Source organism: Chryseobacterium sp. JV274 (genome assembly GCF_903969135.1).
Lineage (GTDB): Bacteria > Bacteroidota > Bacteroidia > Flavobacteriales > Weeksellaceae > Chryseobacterium.
The window spans coordinates 2,363,111-2,382,758 of the sequence record NZ_LR824569.1 but is presented as its reverse complement, the minus strand read 5'-3'; the positions used below and the strand labels follow the sequence as shown (position 1 = coordinate 2,382,758).

The 19,648-nt window shown below is 37.1% G+C and carries 14 protein-coding genes; 13 read left to right on the top strand and 1 reads right to left on the bottom strand.

The genetic code is table 11. The annotated features are described in order from the left end of the window. The first annotated feature begins 24 nt into the window (after nucleotides 1-24). The 13 genes from CHRYMOREF3P_RS11055 (at nucleotide 25) to CHRYMOREF3P_RS10995 (ending at nucleotide 18,645) form a co-directional block, all read left to right on the top strand. Nucleotides 25-2,622, top strand: a complete 2,598-nt coding sequence (locus CHRYMOREF3P_RS11055; RefSeq protein ID WP_180564635.1) for a T9SS type A sorting domain-containing protein — start codon at nucleotides 25-27, stop codon at nucleotides 2,620-2,622. 442 nt (nucleotides 2,623-3,064) lie between these two features. Further along, nucleotides 3,065-6,886 (top strand): DNA-directed RNA polymerase subunit beta, encoded by a 3,822-nt coding sequence (gene rpoB, locus CHRYMOREF3P_RS11050; protein ID WP_077418894.1) that lies wholly within the window; start codon nucleotides 3,065-3,067, stop codon nucleotides 6,884-6,886. 83 nt (nucleotides 6,887-6,969) lie between these two features. Next, complete coding sequence (gene rpoC / locus CHRYMOREF3P_RS11045; RefSeq protein WP_077418895.1) at nucleotides 6,970-11,235, top strand: DNA-directed RNA polymerase subunit beta'; 4,266 nt, start codon at nucleotides 6,970-6,972, stop codon at nucleotides 11,233-11,235. An 87-nt stretch (nucleotides 11,236-11,322) separates the two neighbouring features. Continuing rightward, nucleotides 11,323-11,628, top strand: coding sequence for a DUF3467 domain-containing protein (locus CHRYMOREF3P_RS11040; protein ID WP_002976436.1), 306 nt, complete (start codon nucleotides 11,323-11,325; stop codon nucleotides 11,626-11,628). 185 nt (nucleotides 11,629-11,813) lie between these two features. Further along, nucleotides 11,814-12,464: a Crp/Fnr family transcriptional regulator gene (locus CHRYMOREF3P_RS11035; protein WP_077418896.1), complete on the top strand. Its 651-nt coding sequence runs from the start codon at nucleotides 11,814-11,816 to the stop codon at nucleotides 12,462-12,464. Between the two features lie 125 nt (nucleotides 12,465-12,589). Then, nucleotides 12,590-13,432 (top strand): DUF5777 family beta-barrel protein, encoded by an 843-nt coding sequence (locus tag CHRYMOREF3P_RS11030; RefSeq protein ID WP_077418897.1) that lies wholly within the window; start codon nucleotides 12,590-12,592, stop codon nucleotides 13,430-13,432. A gap of 1 nt (nucleotide 13,433) precedes the next feature. Continuing rightward, nucleotides 13,434-13,781: a hypothetical protein gene (locus CHRYMOREF3P_RS11025; protein WP_232539009.1), complete on the top strand. Its 348-nt coding sequence runs from the start codon at nucleotides 13,434-13,436 to the stop codon at nucleotides 13,779-13,781. Between the two features lie 10 nt (nucleotides 13,782-13,791). Further along, nucleotides 13,792-14,337, top strand: a complete 546-nt coding sequence (locus CHRYMOREF3P_RS11020) for a YceI family protein (RefSeq protein ID WP_180564633.1) — start codon at nucleotides 13,792-13,794, stop codon at nucleotides 14,335-14,337. Beyond that, entirely contained in the window at nucleotides 14,334-14,858 is a 525-nt protein-coding gene (locus CHRYMOREF3P_RS11015) for an ankyrin repeat domain-containing protein (protein ID WP_077418899.1), read from the top strand. The genes CHRYMOREF3P_RS11020 and CHRYMOREF3P_RS11015 overlap by 4 nt, the downstream gene beginning before the upstream one ends. A gap of 4 nt (nucleotides 14,859-14,862) precedes the next feature. Further along, the gene (locus CHRYMOREF3P_RS11010) at nucleotides 14,863-15,642 is read left to right on the top strand and encodes a T9SS type A sorting domain-containing protein (protein ID WP_077418900.1); all 780 of its coding nucleotides are present in this window, start codon (nucleotides 14,863-14,865) and stop codon (nucleotides 15,640-15,642) included. A 134-nt stretch (nucleotides 15,643-15,776) separates the two neighbouring features. After that, on the top strand, nucleotides 15,777-16,376 hold the full coding sequence (locus CHRYMOREF3P_RS11005) for a GrpB family protein (RefSeq protein ID WP_180564632.1): 600 nt from the start codon (nucleotides 15,777-15,779) through the stop codon (nucleotides 16,374-16,376). A gap of 31 nt (nucleotides 16,377-16,407) precedes the next feature. Then, nucleotides 16,408-17,253, top strand: a complete 846-nt coding sequence (locus tag CHRYMOREF3P_RS11000; protein ID WP_180564631.1) for a GNAT family N-acetyltransferase — start codon at nucleotides 16,408-16,410, stop codon at nucleotides 17,251-17,253. 108 nt (nucleotides 17,254-17,361) lie between these two features. After that, nucleotides 17,362-18,645, top strand: a complete 1,284-nt coding sequence (locus CHRYMOREF3P_RS10995; protein ID WP_180564630.1) for an ectonucleotide pyrophosphatase/phosphodiesterase — start codon at nucleotides 17,362-17,364, stop codon at nucleotides 18,643-18,645. A gap of 83 nt (nucleotides 18,646-18,728) precedes the next feature. Here the strand turns inward: CHRYMOREF3P_RS10995 and CHRYMOREF3P_RS10990 are convergent, their stop codons facing one another. Further along, nucleotides 18,729-19,607, bottom strand: a complete 879-nt coding sequence (locus CHRYMOREF3P_RS10990; RefSeq protein WP_180564629.1) for an NAD(P)H-binding protein — start codon at nucleotides 19,605-19,607, stop codon at nucleotides 18,729-18,731. Nucleotides 19,608-19,648 lie beyond the last annotated feature (41 nt).

Here is a 19,648-nt window from a genome sequence, read left to right as displayed (position 1 = left end):
AACACAAACCTTAAAAAATAAAAAATGACCAGAAAATTATTCGAAAAGTTAGCTGCGATGCTTATGACATTGATGATGTCAGCAGTAGTATTTGCGCAGCAGGGCTATGAACCGATCCGTGGGATGGGAGTGGAGGCAAAACCTGTCAACAATTCAGGGATCTGTCTAGCATGTTATAACGGAAGCATGAATCCGGTGGTAGATGCAAGTCTTGATAACAGCGTAAGCATGGGAAACTTTGCCTCCCTGTTAAGTGGAAACGGAATCTCTGTAAAGAATAAAAATACAACCTATCCTGCGGGATATATTACTGGATTCAATGTAGATCTAGGGACGAGTTTTATTACCATAGATCTTTTGAGTTCTTTGCGGATCAGTACTTATAAAAATGGGGTTCTTCAGGAAACTACTACCAGCAGCACTCTTTTATCTGTTCCTGCATTCGGAGGAAGTAAGAACAGGATATTCCTGCACTTTAAAACTTCAAAAGAATTTGATGAAGTAAGATTGTACCAAACCAATGTTCTTTCTGTATTCAGTGCTATGAATGTGTATTATGCATTTGCATTTGATCCGGCAAAAGTACCTACAGATAATAATGGTATTTGTGATGATATTATTGCAGGAAGCGGTGTTGACGGAAATGTATCCGGAAGCAGCAGTTTCTTGGCTCCGCTTTCCTATGTTCAGAATAAAGAAAGAATTGGAGATGGAAATAAAAACTCTTATGGATCAATAGTTCTTCCGATCGGATTGCTGGGATCTTATTCAGTTGGAGTTCTAGATAAAAATCAGGTGTATCCTGCAGGTAACAGAACAGGTTTTGTTATAGAACCGGATGATCAGGGGAAACTGTTAAGTGCTGAGTTTTTAAAGAATATTACAATAGAAACTTATCTTTACGGCCAGCTTCAGGATTCAAAACAACTGTCTGACGGAGGAGGTCTGATTAATATTAAAGTATTAGGATTTGGTTCAGGAAAGCAAAAAGTTACATTAACGACTACTAAGCCTTTCAATGAAGTACGATTAAAAATTACCCAGACCGTAGGATTTAATTTAGGAGCTTTAAAAGTATACTATGCTTTTGAAGAGCCTGTTGCTTGTGAATGTGACGATAAAATTCAGACAAGTGGTTCTGCTGTTCCCGGAAATTTGGTAAACGGAACTACATGGACATCAGGTCCTGGATTCCTTGGTCTTATTTTAGCGAAGATGACCAATCCGGGAGCTATTGTGGATAATAATCCGTCTAATTATGCAACGGCTACTGTTCCGGCGGCATCCTTTCTTAGTATTTTTTCAGCATTTGCAACGGTGAGCAGTAATACTGTGCTTCCTGTCAATACAATGGCTGGGTTTACCGTAGAAAAAGCAGGAAATCTTCTTGGAGTAAGTGTTCTGGAAAATATCACCGTGACATTATACAACGGAAATACCTTGACAGATACCTTTACAAGCTCAGGAAGTCTTATAAGTGGAAACTTCTTCACAACGAATTCAAATAAATTCTATGTTGGAGGAAAAGCTACAAAGCCTTTTAACCGCATTAAAATTACATTCAACAGCGGAACAGCGGTTCGTATTCCTCAGAACTATTATATCTATAACGCTTTTGCGAGCAGAGATGATGATAACGATGGTGTTCCAAACTGTTTTGATCAATGTCAGGGAGGAGATGATAATATAGATAACAACGGAAACGGAATTCCTGACTGTGCAGAAGGATGTACAGCCGTAAATGATAAATCTCCTGTATTGGATACAGACGGAGATGGTATTGTGGATGCTTGTGATCTGGATTCAGATAACGACGGTATTCTTGATGCTGTGGAAGATTTTGATAAAAATGGAAAATTCCAGGATGATGATAATGAAGGAGATATTCTGTTAACGCCGGTATTGGGAGATTCAGTTCCGAATTATCTGGACCTGGATTCTGATAACGATGGTATCTTAGATTTATTTGAATCAGGAATTCCAACATCAGTAATCAATCAAATTGATGCAGATCACAACGGAGTTATTGATACTAATGTTCCTGTAGGTAAAAACGGTATCGCAGATATTCTGGAAACGTCACCTGACTCAGGAGTATTAAAATATGCAGTTAAAAACACAGATGGAGATGATAAGCCTGACTTCCTGGATATTACTTCCAATGGCTCAGATCCTGATCTTTATCAGATCGGAAAAGGTAATCTGGATACATTAGGAGGTGGATTTATCTCTACAATTAATGATAAAGATAAAGACGGTATTCAGGCTGTTGTAGATACTGATCTGGTGAAAAGAGGTTCTCCTGATTCTCCGCTTTCACCTTATGCTTCATTGTTGAAAACCGCTTCCAAAACTGCTGCAAAAATCACAGACGCGGAAATTACTGATGCTGCGAATGATGTGAAAGTATATCCAAACCCTGTAAAAGCTGGAGAAAATCTTAGAATTACCTCTGCAGAAGAAGGAGTGTATACACTGTTCTCAGCACAGGGACAGGTAATTAAGACAGATAAGTTTAATGCCAATACTGGTATTGATACATCTTCACTTCCTACAGGAGTTTATATCATTAAGATAGAAACCAAATCAAAAATAAAATCTTATAAGGTTATTGTGAAATAGTCATAAGATTAGCTTGTGTTGTGGAGGGGTTGCTCATATTTGAGCAGCCTCTCTTGTTTTTTAAGAGTCTCAAAATGAGATGATTTATTTGTTATTGTGGATAAGTTTTTGTATCTTTGCCCCTCTTTTGGCGCGAAAAATTGTTTGTAAATTTATAAAATACTGAAAATTAGCTCTTTCATTGTGAAAACGTGAGAGGGATTTCGTATATATAGATATTGCGGTAATGCTGCCTCAAAAGTAATAAAAATATTTTGCATTACACTGTGAAAAGATATACCAGTGTTGCAGTTAGAAAGAGCCAAGTGCATTGTTAAAAGAGTCCTAAGGTCTTCTGTGAGCGCCAAAAACACTTTTACCTTTTACTTTTACCTTGTTTCTTGTTCTTTTCTGATATTTTTTAATGAATCAAAATATTTTTTAACCCTTTCTTAAAAGTTTTATGAGTAAAACAAAATCAACAACTCAAGGAAATCCGAGAATTAATTTCTCATCAGCGAAAGGAAAAATTATCACTCCAGACTTTTTGGATATCCAAATTGAGTCTTTCAGAGAATTTTTCCAGCTTGATACACTTCCTGAAGCCAGAAAGACAGAAGCTCTTTACAAGACTTTCCAAGAGAATTTCCCAATTACGGATTCAAGAAACCAATTCGTATTAGAATTCTTAGACTATCTGGTAGATTCTCCACGTTATTCAATTGATGAGTGTGTGGAAAGAGGACTTACTTATTCAGTTCCTCTAAAAGCTAGACTTAAACTGTATTGTACTGACCCGGAACACGAAGATTTCCAAACAGTGGTTCAGGACGTATATTTAGGTCCGGTTCCTTATATGACGCCAAGTGGTTCTTTCATCATCAACGGTGCTGAGAGAGTTATTGTTACGCAGCTTCACCGTTCACCTGGTGTATTCTTCGGACAGACTTACCACGCGAACGGGACCAAACTTTACTATTCAAGAATTATCCCTTTCAAAGGATCTTGGATGGAATTTACAACGGATATCAACAGCGTAATGTACGCGTATATCGACCGTAAGAAAAAATTACCATTAACAACTTTATTAAGAGCTATCGGATATGAATCTGATAAAGATATCCTTCAGATCTTCGACCTTGCGGAAGAAGTGAAAGTTTCTAAAGCTGCTCTTAAAAAAGTAGAAGGGAGAACATTGGCTGCGAGAGTATTGAACACTTGGTTCGAAGATTTCGTAGACGAAGATACAGGTGAAGTAGTTTCTATCGAAAGAAACGAAATCATCTTGGATAGAGAAACAATCCTTGAAAAAGAACATTTAGATCTTATCCTGGATGCTGGTGTGAAGTCAATCCTGATTCACAAAGAAAACAGTAACGAATTCTCTATCATCCAGAATACATTACAAAAAGACCCTACTAACTCTGAAAAAGAAGCGGTAGAGTATATTTATCGTCAGTTAAGAAATGCAGATCCACCAGATGAGGAAACGGCAAGAGGAATCATTGAAAAATTATTCTTCTCTGAGCAGAGATACTCTTTAGGTGAAGTAGGACGTTACAGACTAAACAAAAAGTTAAGCCTAAACATTCCAACTACAACTGAAGTTCTTACAAAAGAAGATATCATTGCCATTGTAAGACACTTAATTGAGTTAGTAAACTCAAAAACTGATGTTGATGATATTGACCACTTATCAAACAGAAGAATTAAAACTGTTGGTGAGCAATTAGCAGGACAGTTCGGGGTAGGTCTTTCAAGAATTGCAAGAACAATCAAGGAAAGAATGAACGTTAGAGATAACGAAATCTTTACTCCACTTGATCTTGTTAATGCTAAGACATTAACATCTGTAATCAACTCATTCTTCGGTACCAACCAGCTATCTCAGTTCATGGACCAAACCAACCCTCTATCAGAGATCACTCACAAGAGAAGATTATCTGCACTAGGGCCTGGTGGTTTATCAAGAGAAAGAGCAGGTTTCGAGGTTCGTGACGTTCACCATACTCACTACGGAAGAATTTGTCCGATTGAAACTCCGGAAGGACCAAACATCGGTTTGATTTCATCACTAGGAATCTATGCGAAAATCAACAACCTTGGTTTCATCGAAACTCCATATAGAAAAGTAGAAAGTGGTAAGATTGATCTTAATGCTGACCCTATTTATTTAAATGCAGAAGATGAAGAAGATAAAGTAATTGCTCAGGCAAACGTTGAATTGAGTGATAACGGAGACTTCTTAACAGACAGAATTATTGCAAGATTGGATGGTGATTATCCGGTAGTGGAGCCTGCTCAGGTTAACCTTATCGATGTTGCACCAAACCAGATCTCAGGTATTTCCGCTTCATTGATTCCTTTCTTGGAGCATGATGATGCGAACCGTGCATTGATGGGATCTAACATGATGCGTCAGGCCGTTCCTCTATTGAAGCCACAGGCTCCAATCGTTGGTACAGGGCTTGAGCAGCAAGTTGCAAGAGATTCAAGAATCTTAATTAACGCTGAAGGTACAGGTACTGTAGAGTACGTAGATGCTGACAGAATCGTTATTAAATATGAAAGAAGCGAAGACGAAGATTTAGTACAATTCGAGTCTGCTACTAAAACATACAAACTTACTAAGTTCAGAAAAACCAACCAGAGTACAACAATTACCCTAAGACCAAACGTAAGAGTAGGTGATGTAGTGGAAAAAGGACAGGTACTTTGCGACGGTTATGCTACTGAAAAAGGAGAATTAGCTCTTGGTAGAAACTTAGTAGTAGCGTTCATGCCTTGGAAAGGGTACAACTTCGAGGATGCAATTGTAATCAACGAAAAAGTTGTACGTGAAGACTGGTTTACTTCAATCCACGTAGATGAGTATTCTCTTGAAGTTCGTGATACCAAATTAGGTATGGAAGAATTGACAGCAGATATTCCAAACGTATCTGAAGAAGCTACCAAAGATCTTGACGAGAACGGTATGATCAGAATCGGTGCTGAAGTGAAGCCTGGAGATATCATGATTGGTAAAATTACTCCAAAAGGTGAATCTGACCCGACTCCTGAAGAAAAACTTCTTAGAGCAATCTTCGGTGATAAAGCTGGTGATGTAAAAGATGCATCATTAAAAGCTGACTCTTCATTAAGAGGAGTTGTTATCAACAAGAAGTTGTTCTCTAGAAACATTAAAGACAAAAAGAAAAGAACTGAAGAAAAACTTAGACTTGAAGAAATTGAAAACACTTACAAGGCTAAATTTGATGAGTTGAGAAATACTTTAATTGAAAAATTAAATACACTGGTAAGCGGTAAAACTTCTCAAGGGGTACAAAATGACCTTGACGAAGAAATCATCGGTAAAGGTGTGAAATTTACTCACAAGTTATTAACTTCAGTTGAAGATTATGTAAACGTTAGTGGTGCAGACTGGACAGTAGACGCTGACAAGAATGAATTGATCAAACAATTAATTCACAATTACAAAATCAAATATAACGACATTCAAGGAGTTAAAAACCGTGAGAAATTTGCAATTTCAATCGGAGATGAGCTTCCAGCAGGAATCATGAAGTTGGCTAAAGTTTACATCGCTAAGAAACGTAAACTGAATGTAGGAGATAAGATGGCGGGACGTCACGGTAACAAAGGTATCGTTTCAAGAATCGTTCGTGAAGAAGACATGCCGTTCTTAGAGGATGGAACACCAGTAGATATCGTATTGAATCCACTAGGGGTACCTTCTCGTATGAACATCGGTCAGATCTATGAAACAGTTCTTGGATGGGCTGGTCAGAAGCTGGGAATGAAGTTCGCTACACCAATCTTTGACGGAGCAACTCTTGATCAGATTACTGAATATACAGAGAAAGCAGGTCTTCCTACATTCGGTCACACTCACCTTTATGATGGTGGTACCGGAGAAAGATTTACTCAGGCTGCGACAGTAGGTATCATTTACATGTTGAAACTAGGACACATGGTTGATGATAAGATGCACGCACGTTCTATTGGACCTTACTCATTGATTACTCAGCAGCCGTTAGGAGGTAAAGCTCAGTTCGGTGGTCAGAGATTCGGAGAGATGGAGGTTTGGGCACTTGAAGCATTCGGTGCATCCAATATCTTGAGAGAAATCTTGACTGTGAAGTCGGATGACGTGATTGGTAGAGCAAAAACTTATGAAGCAATTGCAAAAGGTGAATCTATGCCTGAACCAGGTATTCCGGAATCATTCAATGTATTACTTCACGAGTTACAAGGACTTGGACTTGATGTAAGACTTGAGGAATAATTTTAAATTTTGCCTATTGAATTTTGAACCCGTTCAGAATTCTATAATCCAAAATTTATAATCCAAAATCTAAAATCTAAAAAATGTCAAATAAAAATAAAACAAGTAGATTTAATAAAATAACCATCGGTTTAGCTTCACCGGAGTCTATTTTACAAGACTCAAGAGGGGAGGTTTTAAAACCGGAAACTATTAACTACAGAACTCACAAACCTGAAAGAGACGGATTATTCTGTGAGAAAATCTTTGGTCCTGTAAAAGATTACGAATGTGCTTGTGGTAAATACAAGAGAATTCGTTACAAAGGGATCGTTTGTGACCGTTGTGGTGTTGAAGTTACTGAGAAAAAAGTAAGAAGAGAAAGAATCGGTCATATCGGTTTGGTTGTTCCTATTGCTCATATCTGGTACTTCCGTTCATTGCCAAACAAAATCGGATACCTTTTAGGAATCCCTTCTAAGAAATTAGATATGATCATCTACTACGAAAGATATGTAGTGATTCAGCAGGGTATTGCTAAAAAATTAGATGGTTCTGATTTTGAAAATATGGAATTCCTTACAGAAGAAGAATACCTTGATATCATGGAAACTCTTCCTGTAGAAAACCAGTATCTTGATGATTCTGATCCAAACAAATTCATCGCCAGAATGGGTGCTGAAGCTGTGGAAGATCTATTAAAAAGAATCGATCTTGATGCATTGTCTTTCGACTTGAGACATAAAGCTCACAACGAAGGTTCAAAACAAAGAAGAACAGAAGCTCTTAAAAGATTGAACGTTGTAGAAGCATTGAGAGGTGCTAATACAAGAATGATCAACAGACCAGAGTGGATGATCATGCGTGTACTTCCTGTTATCCCACCAGAATTAAGACCATTAGTTCCATTGGATGGGGGACGTTTCGCAACTTCTGACTTGAATGACCTTTATAGAAGAGTAATTATCAGAAATAACCGTTTGAAGAGATTATTGGAGATCAAAGCTCCTGAAGTAATCTTGAGAAACGAGAAGCGTATGCTTCAGGAATCAGTAGATTCATTATTCGATAACACAAGAAAATCTTCTGCAGTAAAATCTGAATCAAACAGACCATTGAAATCACTTTCTGATTCATTGAAAGGTAAGCAAGGTCGTTTCCGTCAGAACTTACTAGGGAAAAGGGTAGACTACTCAGCGCGTTCGGTAATTGTTGTAGGTCCAAACTTGCAGCTTCACGAATGTGGTATTCCTAAAGATATGGCAGCTGAACTTTACAAACCGTTTATCATTAGAAAACTAATTGAAAGAGGAATTGTAAAAACTGTAAAATCTGCAAAGAGAATTATTGATAGAAAAGAACCCGTAGTTTATGATATCCTTGAAAACGTGATGAAAGGTCACCCTGTTCTATTGAACAGAGCACCTACGCTTCACAGACTGGGTATTCAGGCTTTCCAACCTAAGATGATCGAAGGTAAGGCAATCCAGCTACACCCGTTGGTAACAACAGCATTCAACGCCGATTTCGATGGTGACCAGATGGCGGTACACTTACCGTTAGGACCAGAGGCAATCCTTGAAGCTCAGCTATTGATGCTAGGTTCTCAAAACATTTTGAACCCTGCAAACGGTTCTCCAATTACAGTACCTTCTCAGGACATGGTTCTTGGTCTTTATTTCATGACTAAAGAATTGAGCTCTACAGAAGATATGAAAGTAAAAGGTGAAGGTCTTGCATTCTATTCTCCTGAGGAAGCAGAAATTGCTTATGCTGAAGGTAGAGTTTCTTTAAATGCTAAGGTAAGATGTAGACTACCTGTTAAAGAAGATGGAGTAATAGTAACAAGATTGATCGAAACTTCTGTTGGTAGAATTTTATTCAACCAGATTGTACCTAAGCAGTCAGGATATATCAATGAACTTCTTACTAAGAAATCATTGAGAAACGTTATCGGTAAGATCCTTGCTGATACAGATTTCCCTACAACTGTGAAGTTCCTTGATGCAATGAAAGACTTAGGGTATTCAAATGCATTTAAAGGAGGTCTTTCATTCTCACTTGGGGATATTGTAGTTCCTGTTGAGAAAAAGCAGATGATTGCTTCTTCAATTGAAACTGTAGACGAAATTAGAGCTAACTATAACATGGGTCTAATTACCGATACAGAACGTTATAACCAGGTAATCGACGTTTGGACAAATACCAACGCCGGATTAACTGAAATGATCATGAGCAGAATGAAAACTGACCAAGGTGGTTTCAACTCTGTATATATGATGCTTGACTCTGGAGCGAGGGGTTCTAAAGAACAGATCCGTCAGTTATCAGGGATGAGAGGTTTGATGGCTAAACCGCAAAAAGCCGGTTCTACGGGAGCGGAGATCATCGAAAACCCGATCCTTGCCAACTTTAAGGAAGGTCTTTCGATTCTAGAGTACTTTATCTCTACCCACGGTGCTCGTAAGGGTCTTGCGGATACTGCTCTTAAGACAGCCGATGCTGGTTACTTAACGAGAAGATTGGTAGACGTTGCACAGGACGTTATCGTTACAGAAGACGACTGTGGAACTCTAAGAGGTACAGAAGTTACCGCACTTAAGAAAAATGACGAGATCGTTGAAAGAATCTCTGAAAGAATCTTAGGTAGAGTATCGCTACATAATATTTACGATCCTGAAACTGACGAGCTTATTGCAAGCGCAGATCAGGTGATCATTGAAGCATTGGCGAAAAGAATCGAAGAAGCTGGATTAGAATCAGTTGAGGTTCGTTCACCATTAACTTGTGAAGCTAAGAAAGGTATCTGTGCTAAATGTTACGGTAGAAACTTAGCAACAGGTAAAGTGATCCACATGGGTGAAGCGGTAGGTGTAATTGCAGCACAGTCAATTGGGGAACCAGGTACTCAGCTTACGTTGAGAACCTTCCACCAAGGGGGTACTGCAGGAAACGTATCAGAAAACCCATCTATCGTTGCAAGAAGAGATGGTATCGTTGAAATGGATGAAGTAAGAACTATTACTTCTGAAGATGAAAACGGTAATACAGCTGAGGTTGTAGTTTCCCGTTCAACAGAATTCAGATTAGTTGCTGATAATGAGCTTAGAACTCCATTAATGGTAGCTAACGTACCTTACGGATCTATATTAGCTGTAAAACCAGGTGATAAAGTGAAGAAAGGGGATACAATCTGTAGATGGGATCCATATAACGCAGTAATTATTGCTGAAACTTCAGGTAAGGTAGAATACGAGGATATCATCCAGGGTATTTCATTCCAACTTGAAATTGACGAACAAACAGGATTCGAAGAGAAAGTAATCTCTGAATCTAGAAATAAGAAAGCCGTACCTACCTTGAAGGTGGTAGACTCTAAAGGTATTGAGCAGAAAGCTTACAACTTACCGGTAGGAGCCCACTTAATGGTAAACGATGGTGAAAAAATTAAGGCTGGTAAAGTCTTAATCAAAATCCCAAGAAAATCTGCAAAAGCAGGGGATATCACCGGAGGTCTTCCGAGAGTTACAGAATTATTCGAAGCTAGAAACCCTTCAAATCCAGCGGTTGTTACTGAAATCGACGGGGTAGTTTCTTACGGAAAAATTAAGAGAGGTAACCGTGAACTTATTGTTGAAGCTAAAACTGGAGAAAGAAAAATTTACCTGGTAAAACTTTCCAACCAGATTCTTGTTCAGGAGAATGACTTCGTAAGAGCAGGTTCTCCGCTTTCTGACGGTTCTATCACACCGGAAGATATCTTAAGAATTAAAGGCCCAACAGCAGTTCAGGAATACTTAGTAAATGAGATCCAGGAAGTTTACCGTCTACAGGGGGTAAAAATCGACGACAAGCACTTCGAAATTATCGTAAGACAGATGATGACGAAAGTATCTATCGTAGATGGAGGTGATACTCAATTCCTTGAAGGAGCTCTTGAGCACAAGTATGATTTCTTGGAAGAAAACAACAGAGTATTCGGTCTTAAAGTAGTAGTAGAAGCTGGTGATTCTAAAGAATTCATGCCAGGTCAGATGATTACTGCAAGAGAATTAAGAGATGAAAACTCTAAGTTGAAACGTGAAGATTTAAGTCTTGTAGAAGTAAGAGAAGCTCTTCCTGCTACAGCAACTCCTGTATTACAAGGTATTACAAGAGCGGCCCTTCAGACTAAGTCATTCATGTCTGCAGCATCGTTCCAGGAAACAACTAAAGTTCTTAACGAAGCAGCTGTTGCTGGTAAAGTAGACGAACTTAACGGTCTTAAAGAAAATGTAATTGTAGGTCACAGAATCCCTGCAGGTACAGGTCTTAAAGAGTATCAGAACGTTATTGTAGGTTCTAAGAAAGAATTCGAAGACCTTAACTAAAATTAATGATTTGAAATTTGGGATTTGAAATTATTTTTATATTTTCACAATCTCAAATTTCGAATTTTAAAAACATAATTTATAACAATGGACAACAATCAAAATCCACAAGACGGAAACATCAACATCGAATTAAACGAAATGGTAGCTGCTGGTATCTATGCTAACCTAGCTTTAGTAAACCACTCTCCATCTGAATTTGTAGTAGACTTTATTCAGTTGATGCCAGGTGTTCAGCAAGCTAAAGTAAGATCAAGAGTTATTCTTGCTCCACTTCACGCTAAAAGAGTATTAAACGCTCTTCAACAGAACATCGCTAACTACGAGCAGCAGTTCGGAGAAATCAAAGAAGTTGAGCCTTTCGTATTAGGAGGAAACAACGTTCAAGCGTAAGATTTCTTTTTACAATAAAATAAGATGCCCTGGTTTTTACCGGGGCATTTTTTTGACCTAAATTCTCATGTACAAAGGAATATCGAACCCATATGATTGTTAATTTTATTTAATAACATAAAAATATATAATAACCATTCATCAATTTTATATCTTTGTTTAAGAAAAAGTAGAAAATATAGGATATGATTGATAACGCGTTCGCTGTAAGTAAATTTGGCTTTTTAGGGGCTGATTTTTTAGCTGAGCTGGAAAAGCATGCTGTTGCAATTGATATAAAAGCAAAAACTGAAATCATAAGAGAAGGGCAGAAAAATAAATTTGTCCCTTTCCTGATAAAAGGCTCTATCAAGGTTTTTACCCTTAATGACGGAAGAGAACTTATCTACTATTATATTAAGCCCAAAGATAGCTGTCTTATGACCTTCTCATCCATTCTTACAGACTATGTCAGCAGAGTGTATGCTATTGCCGAGGAAGACTCGGAAGCCATTCTTATTCCCGTTTCCGTAATGCATGACTGGCTGATAAAATTCCCGGAAATCAACAAACTGTTTTATCATGAATATGACCGTAGATTTTCAGAAGTGATGAATATGGTGAATGATGCGGTGTTCCATAGACTGGATAAAAGAGTCCTGAATTACATCAAACAGCAGATTTCATCCACAGGAAACAACCCAATTAAGATAACCCATCGCGAAATTGCAAGCAGTTTGGGAACCTCCAGGGAAGTTGTAAGCAGAGTTTTGAAAAAAATTGAAAGTGAAGGTGAAATTGTTCAGACCAAAGAAGGAATGAAAGTTCCTGTGAATGAAAATGTTAGAATGATCTAATTTTAATTGTTTGAAAAGTTTATTTCTATCATTGATAAAAACAATTTGAATGGTGACTTTTATCACCTGTTTTTGAATTGAGAACTCGATAAGTTTGTTATATCATAATTTAATTCAAATTGTATATGACGAAAACTCTCTTATTTTTGTCAGTATTTTCTTCAGGTCTTGTCTTTGCACAGGAAGATCTGCTGAAGGATATTGACACGGTGAAAACCAATTCAGAAACCTCACAACCCGCCTTCAAAGCCCTTCAGATTGTTACGGGGCAATCTACAAAACTCGCCGCCAAAAAAGAATGGTACATTATCGTTGCCCACAGATTTGGAGATATAAGCGCCGGATTCAAAGACTTTTTCGGTCTGGATCATGCCTCAACCAAATTAGGCGTTATCTATGGTATTTCAGATGCTGTTTCCGTAAGCCTTTCCAGAGAAACGAATATGAAAACGTTTGAAGGAGCAGTAAAATACAGGCTGGTAAGACAAAATGAAAACTTTCCGGTGGATATTGTGGGCTACAATGTAATGGGTGCCAATACTGAACTTGATAAAGATAATTATCCACATCTTAAATTCAGTGACAGGCTTTCTTATCTTACGCAGGCATTGATCTCAAGAAGGTTCAATGATAAGTTTTCCTTGCAGCTTACACCTTCCTTTGTTCATAAAAACCTTTACGAACCCACTATTGAAAACAAAAATCAGTTTTTAGCAGGTTTGGGAGGACGCTATAAAATTTCAAAAAGAGTTTCTGTGAATGCAGAATACTTTGTGAATTTCGACGATCACAGTTTTTATAAAAACCCATTATCACTAGGGGTAGATATAGAAACCGGAGGACATGTGTTCCAGCTTTTATTAACGAACTCCCAGATAAATTCAGATATCGGATATCTTACCAATGCCACTGGAGCATGGGGAAAGGGACATATTTTCTTTGGGTTTAATCTTTATAGAGTTTTTTAATATGAAAAAGCTAACATCCTTATTGATATTGTCGTCAGCAATCATACTGACGGCTTGTGACAGCAGAACTTATGAAGAGATTTCTGATAATACACCTATCACGGCACCTGTAAAATATACAACAGATGTAAAACCCATTGTGGATAACAATTGCATAGGCTGTCATTCCGCCACCGGCTATAAACCCCTTGTTACTTATGATCAGGTAAAAAATAATATAGATGGAATTCTGGATCGTATCCAAAGGCCTAACGGTGATCCGGAAAAAATGCCTCAGGGAGGATCGTTGTCTGCAGCTCAGATCAATATTTTCATAAAGTGGAAAGCTGACGGATTAAATGAAAACTAAAAAAATTGATATGAAAAAAATAGCATTATTAAGCGTATTACTGCTTTCTGCCGGTTACGCTTCAGCACAGAAATACAGTTCTAAGACAGGGAAAGTAACTTTTGAAGCTTCAGTACCTCTGTTTGATGATATTTTTGCACAGGATGACAATAATATTGTGATTCTGAACGTGGACAACGGCGAAATGGCATCCGTTTCTACCGTTAAAAACTTTCATTTTAAAACCAAATTGATGGAAGAGCATTTCAATGAAAGCTATGCTGAATCTGCAAAATATCCGAAAACAACCTTTAAAGGGAAAATTGTCAACTTTGATAAAACAAAACTTACGGCCAGTCTACAGAAATATACCGTTCAGGGAACACTTAACTTTCACGGGGTAGACAAAGCGGTTGCTTCTTCCGCAACATTATATGCAAAAGACGGTAAAATCTATATGCAGGGCGGTTTTATAGCCAAACCTGCAGATTACAAAGTGACCATCCCTAAAATGGTTACCAAGAAAGTGGCAGAAAATGTCAACATCGAATACAACTACGTAATGGTAAAACAATGAGAAATGTAATCTTAATTGTAGGACTATTTCTGAGCTCATTGATATCTGCTCAGGAAAAAGCAAAATCAATATTTGATATTGCCAGGAGCGGAACAGTTCCTGAAGTACAGGAGCTGATGAAACAAAATCCGGATATTATTAATCAGATTAATGAAAACGGATTCTCTCCCCTTATTTTAGCTTGTTACAGAGGGAATATTCCAGTTGCGGAATTTTTAATTACTCACGTTAAAAACATGAATTATGCAAGTGGAGAAGGAACGGCGTTAACGGCTTCTGTTTTTAAAGGAGATAAAAACCTTACTCAGAAATTATTAGAGAACAAAGCTGATCCAAATGTGGCAAGCAGCAGTGGAGTAACTCCATTAATATATGCTGTACAGTCACAAAACAAAGAAATGGTAGAGCTGCTACTAAAGAATAAAGCAAATAAGGCATTATCCGATAAACAAGGGAAAACTGTTTTTGAATATGCTTTATTTACTAAAAATCAAGATATTATTAACCTATTAAAAAATTGATTATATGAAATTAAAAACTACATTATTATTGATCGGATTTTTTGCTTTTTTTCATGTAAAAAGTCAATATTCGACAGGAACTGTGCCTCTTTTTTCCACACCGGGAGGAGCAGATTTGGCTTATTCAGTTAAGATAGACCTTACCCCTTCTTTAGTTACCCTTACCCTTATTGGTCCTTCTACAGGATGGCTGGGAATGGCTTTCGATACAACGAATATGGACGATATAGGGAAAGATGTTGTAATTTTTGATGGTACTAATTTAAGTGACAGAACATTTAATGGACAAGGTGTGGTTCCGCCTTTGGATGGAACTCAAAACTGGACTGTAACCTCTAATACAGTGGCAGGGAGTGTTCGTACTGTAGTCGCTACAAGAGCTTTAAACACAGGAGATGCTAATGACCATGTCTTTACCGTTCCTCCTACAAGTCCTTTAAACATTACTTATGGACGCAGGTTATCAAACTTTACGATTGCTTATCATGGTTCTAACAGCTGTGGTACTACAGCCCTTAATTTTGGTACTTTAGGTACTAATGAAACAGTTTTGGAAAGTAAGAAAATAGTTCTTTATCCAAACCCGGCCAAAGAAACGGTGAGCTTTAAAAATGCTGATAAAATAAAATCTGTTGATATTTATGAATCTGCAGGAAGAAAAGTAAGATCTGTAAAACTTGAGGGAGAAAATATCAGTGTCAGAGATTTGAAATCAGGTGCTTATTATTTTGAAATCACTTTAAAAGATGGAACTACATCTTATGAAAAACTGATTAAAGAGTAATTTTTCAGAAAAAACACAACTAAATAATTAGTAATGAATACCTCTGATCTTTCAGGGGTATCATTTTTTGTTAAATGTCGATTCCAGAGAGATTACTGAGAAAAATTTTATATTTGTGTACTATTTGGATACTTATGAAAGTTACCTTTGAAAAATATAATCCTTTCTGGAAAAAGCAGTTTGAAACCATTAAAAATGAACTTGAGAACTATATCGGTTTTTTGAATCCGGAAATTGAACATATTGGCAGCACATCTGTGGAAGGTTTATCTGCAAAACCTGTTATTGATATTATGATTGGGGTAAAGGATGAAAAAGAACTTGATAAAGTTCCATCTTTACTGGAAGGCAAAGATTATGTCTATTATGAAAAGTATAATGAAGATATGCCGTACCGCCGTTTTTTTATTAAACTTATAGATCATACCCATACATTAGGATTTCCTGATGTTATTTATTCAAATGATGAAATTCCTGAGAGAATTCACAATCATCATCTCCGCATTGCTCACATTCACGTTATTCCGACTTCTTCAGAACACTGGCTTCGCCATTTGGCTTTCAGGGATTATCTTCGTATTCATCCGGAGGTAAAAGAAGAATATCAAAAACTGAAAGAGGAATTGAGTAAAAAAGAATGGTTTGACGGTAATGATTATAATCAGGAAAAAGACCCATTTATAAAAAGAGAAGAGCATAATGCCATTCAATGGTACTTGAACCAACAGAAATAAAGTGTAATAACTATATAAATTTAAAATATCAATGGAGTTCAAAACCTTAGCAAATACAAGCATAGATGAAATTTTATCAGTGTTCAACCATTCGTTTTCAGATTATGTTATTCCTTTTCATTTAACGAAAGAGGTGCTTGTCTCAAAAATCGCAGCTGAAAAAATGGATATGAATATCTCTGTCGGAGCATTTGAAGATGGGAAACTGGTAGGTTTTATCCTTCAGTCTGAAAAAGTGGAGAATGGAGAGAAAATTATTTACAATGGTGGAACAGGAGTAGTTCCTGAAAGCAGAGGTAAAGGATTGGTAAGAAAAATGTACGATTTTATTATTCCTGTTTTAAAAGAGAGAAATGCCAATACATTGCTGCTTGAAGTTATTGAAGGAAATCAGCCTGCCATCAGGGCATATGAAAATCTAGGTTTTACAATTGTACGAAGATTACTTTGTTTTAACGGAAGTATTAAACAAGGAGAAGGAAATGCTGAGGTTTCTATTAGGGATTTGAATGACTTTCAATGGAAACTGCTATGTTCTTTCTGGGATATTGAACCTTCATGGCAGGGATCGGTGTTCGTATTGGAGCCTATGCCTGAAAACTATGTGACTTTAGGTGCTTATATGAAAGATAAACTTGTTGGGTATATTGTTTATAGTCCTGCAGTGAAAAAAATATACCAGTTTGCAGTAGATAAGAATTACAGAAATCGTGGAATTGGAACAAAGCTTTTTAATGCTATTAAAGAAAAAAACGGAGGACAAACCATTGCCTTGAATAATGTAGATGATTCTTCAGAAAACACCAGTCAATTTCTTAGTGAAAGAGTAGGACTGAACAATTGGCTGTCACAGTTTGAAATGAAAAGACCTGTTTAATGAGTTTTAATTTTGATTCAAAAAAATAATCTGTTTTAATATACTTTTAATCTCTTAAACTTTTCAGGCAGAAGTATAGGATGTAACTTTGAGAAAAATTTTAAAATAATGAAGCGAGGAATCTATTTTTTACTGCTGCTAATTTCCTTTACGGCTTTTGCACAACAGGTCAATATTGATACAGCCCAGGTGGTGATCCCGGGTAGACAAAACAGTATAGAAGCACAGTCTAAACCTTATGTGATTATGATATCTACAGATGGCTTCCGTTATGACTATGCTCAAAAGTATAATGCTGAAAATCTTTTGAAACTGGCCAATGGCGGTGTGAAGGCTGAAGCAATGATTCCAAGTTATCCAAGTATTACTTTCCCAAATCACTGGAGTCTAATTACCGGACTTTATCCTTCTCATCATGGTTTGATCGATAATTTTTTCTATGATTATAAAAGAAAAGAAGGGTATGCCATGAGCAACAAAAAAAATGCTGAAGATGGCAGCTGGTATGGAGGAACCCCAATTTGGGGACTCGCTGAAAAGCAGGGAATGGTATCTGCTTCTTTAATGTGGGTAGGATCTGCCAGTGATGCAGGAGGAATGAGACCTTCTTATTATTATCCTTATCATGAAAAATTCACACCTTCCGAAAAAGTAGAAAAAGTGGTGAACTGGCTGAAATTATCGGAAGAGAAAAGACCTCATTTTATTTCATTATACTTCCCGGAAGTAGACGGAAGCGGACATCATCATGGACCGGATTCCAAAGAAACAGAAATTGCTGTTCATCTGATAGACCAGGCGATTGGTAACCTTGTTCAGAAAGTAAATGGATTAGGATTAAAAAATGTCAACTTTATTTTTGTTTCCGACCATGGTATGATCAAAGTAGATGGAGGTACACCTTTGGAAATTCCGGCTGTGCTTTTTGATAAAAACAGATTTGATTTTTACAATTCCCAGACTTTGGTAAGAGTTTATGTTAAAAATCCAGATGAGGTAAAAGCGGTTTACAAAGAACTGAAAGCTAATAAAACAGATGATTACGAAGTATATCTGGATAAAAAACTTCCTAAATACCTTCACTTTGCAACAAGAGATGATCAATATCACAGGATAGGACAAATTCTTCTGATTCCTAAAGCCCCAAAAATATTCCTGGAAAAAGGGAAGAAAACATCTGTTGGTAAGCATGGCTACAACCCTAAAGTTGTTCCGGAAATGAAAGCGACTTTCTTTGCCTGGGGCCCTGAATTTAAAAACAATCTGGTCATCAATGAATTTGCCAACATTAATGTTTATCCTTTGGTTGCTGAAGTTTTGGGATTAAAAATTGATCAGCCTATTGATGGAAGGCTGAAAGTTTTAAAGAAAACCCTGAAAGACAAGAAATAATCTGAAGATTAAAAATAAAGATTTAAACAGGTTTCGGCGCACCAAAGGTGCGCCGAAACTTATTTTACAGATTAACGTGGAAATTAAAACTTAGAAGAAAACTCTTTCGCAAAATCCTCTAGCTTAACATTTCCTGTAACTGGAGAGCCATGATCAATAAAATCCTTCTGAACAACACCTGTTCTTATTCCTCTACCCATTTCAACATACAGATGAGCCATATCTTCAGGTAATCCGGCTTGAAGCATTCCGTTTAAAGAATCTTCATCAGAGAATTCTACCCATGGAAGTTCAGGCTTGTTAACAGAAGTTCCTAAAACTTTCGCAAAATCCGAAGCTGTTCTTACATCGCTTACAATATATCTGATGTTGTTGGTATTTCCATCTTTTACCAGTTCTTCAGCTGCTGCTTTGGCAATATCCTTGGGATGTACTACAGGTACTTCAATAGTTGCAGGATAATTACCACCAATGATTCCGGCATTTTGAATTAAAGGAATATCATTGAAAAAATTATTATAGAAATATCCGGCTCTTAAAAAAGTGAAAGAAGTATTTTCTACGCCGTTATATATTTTTTCAATATGGTGAAGACCTGCGATAGGACCGTTTTCTACAGGAGATTCTGCGCCTACACTGCTTAGCATTACAGCTCTTTTTACGTTGGCATTTTTTAAAGCTTCAGCATAATTTTTTCCTGCATTGGTAGTGTTTTCCACAATCTTATCCGGACTGATAGCCGGAGGTGTCATTACAAAAACAGCATCTGCACCTTCAAATGTTTGAGTTAAAAAGTTAACATCTGTAATAGAACCTATGGCTGGCGTGGCTCCCAGAGATTCAATATCCTGTTTTCTTGCATCGTTGCTGCTTACTACTGTAATAGTATGCCCTTCGGCAATTAATTGTTGCGCTAATGGTTTAGCTACATTTCCTAATGATCCTGTGATTACGATTTTCATATGTAAATATTTTTTTATTTCTGAGAACAAAGTTATATTTG

Coding starts and splice junctions, on each gene's coding strand:
- CHRYMOREF3P_RS11015 (WP_077418899.1), top strand. CDS start 14,334: ATGAGAAATGTAATCTTAATTGTAGGACTATTTCTGAGCTCATTGATA.
- CHRYMOREF3P_RS11020 (WP_180564633.1), top strand. CDS start 13,792: ATGAAAAAAATAGCATTATTAAGCGTATTACTGCTTTCTGCCGGTTAC.
- CHRYMOREF3P_RS11055 (WP_180564635.1), top strand. CDS start 25: ATGACCAGAAAATTATTCGAAAAGTTAGCTGCGATGCTTATGACATTG.
- rpoB (WP_077418894.1), top strand. CDS start 3,065: ATGAGTAAAACAAAATCAACAACTCAAGGAAATCCGAGAATTAATTTC.
- CHRYMOREF3P_RS11040 (WP_002976436.1), top strand. CDS start 11,323: ATGGACAACAATCAAAATCCACAAGACGGAAACATCAACATCGAATTA.
- CHRYMOREF3P_RS10990 (WP_180564629.1), bottom strand. CDS start 19,607: ATGAAAATCGTAATCACAGGATCATTAGGAAATGTAGCTAAACCATTA.
- CHRYMOREF3P_RS11010 (WP_077418900.1), top strand. CDS start 14,863: ATGAAATTAAAAACTACATTATTATTGATCGGATTTTTTGCTTTTTTT.
- CHRYMOREF3P_RS10995 (WP_180564630.1), top strand. CDS start 17,362: ATGAAGCGAGGAATCTATTTTTTACTGCTGCTAATTTCCTTTACGGCT.
- CHRYMOREF3P_RS11000 (WP_180564631.1), top strand. CDS start 16,408: ATGGAGTTCAAAACCTTAGCAAATACAAGCATAGATGAAATTTTATCA.
- CHRYMOREF3P_RS11025 (WP_232539009.1), top strand. CDS start 13,434: ATGAAAAAGCTAACATCCTTATTGATATTGTCGTCAGCAATCATACTG.
- CHRYMOREF3P_RS11030 (WP_077418897.1), top strand. CDS start 12,590: ATGACGAAAACTCTCTTATTTTTGTCAGTATTTTCTTCAGGTCTTGTC.
- CHRYMOREF3P_RS11035 (WP_077418896.1), top strand. CDS start 11,814: ATGATTGATAACGCGTTCGCTGTAAGTAAATTTGGCTTTTTAGGGGCT.
- CHRYMOREF3P_RS11005 (WP_180564632.1), top strand. CDS start 15,777: ATGAAAGTTACCTTTGAAAAATATAATCCTTTCTGGAAAAAGCAGTTT.
- rpoC (WP_077418895.1), top strand. CDS start 6,970: ATGTCAAATAAAAATAAAACAAGTAGATTTAATAAAATAACCATCGGT.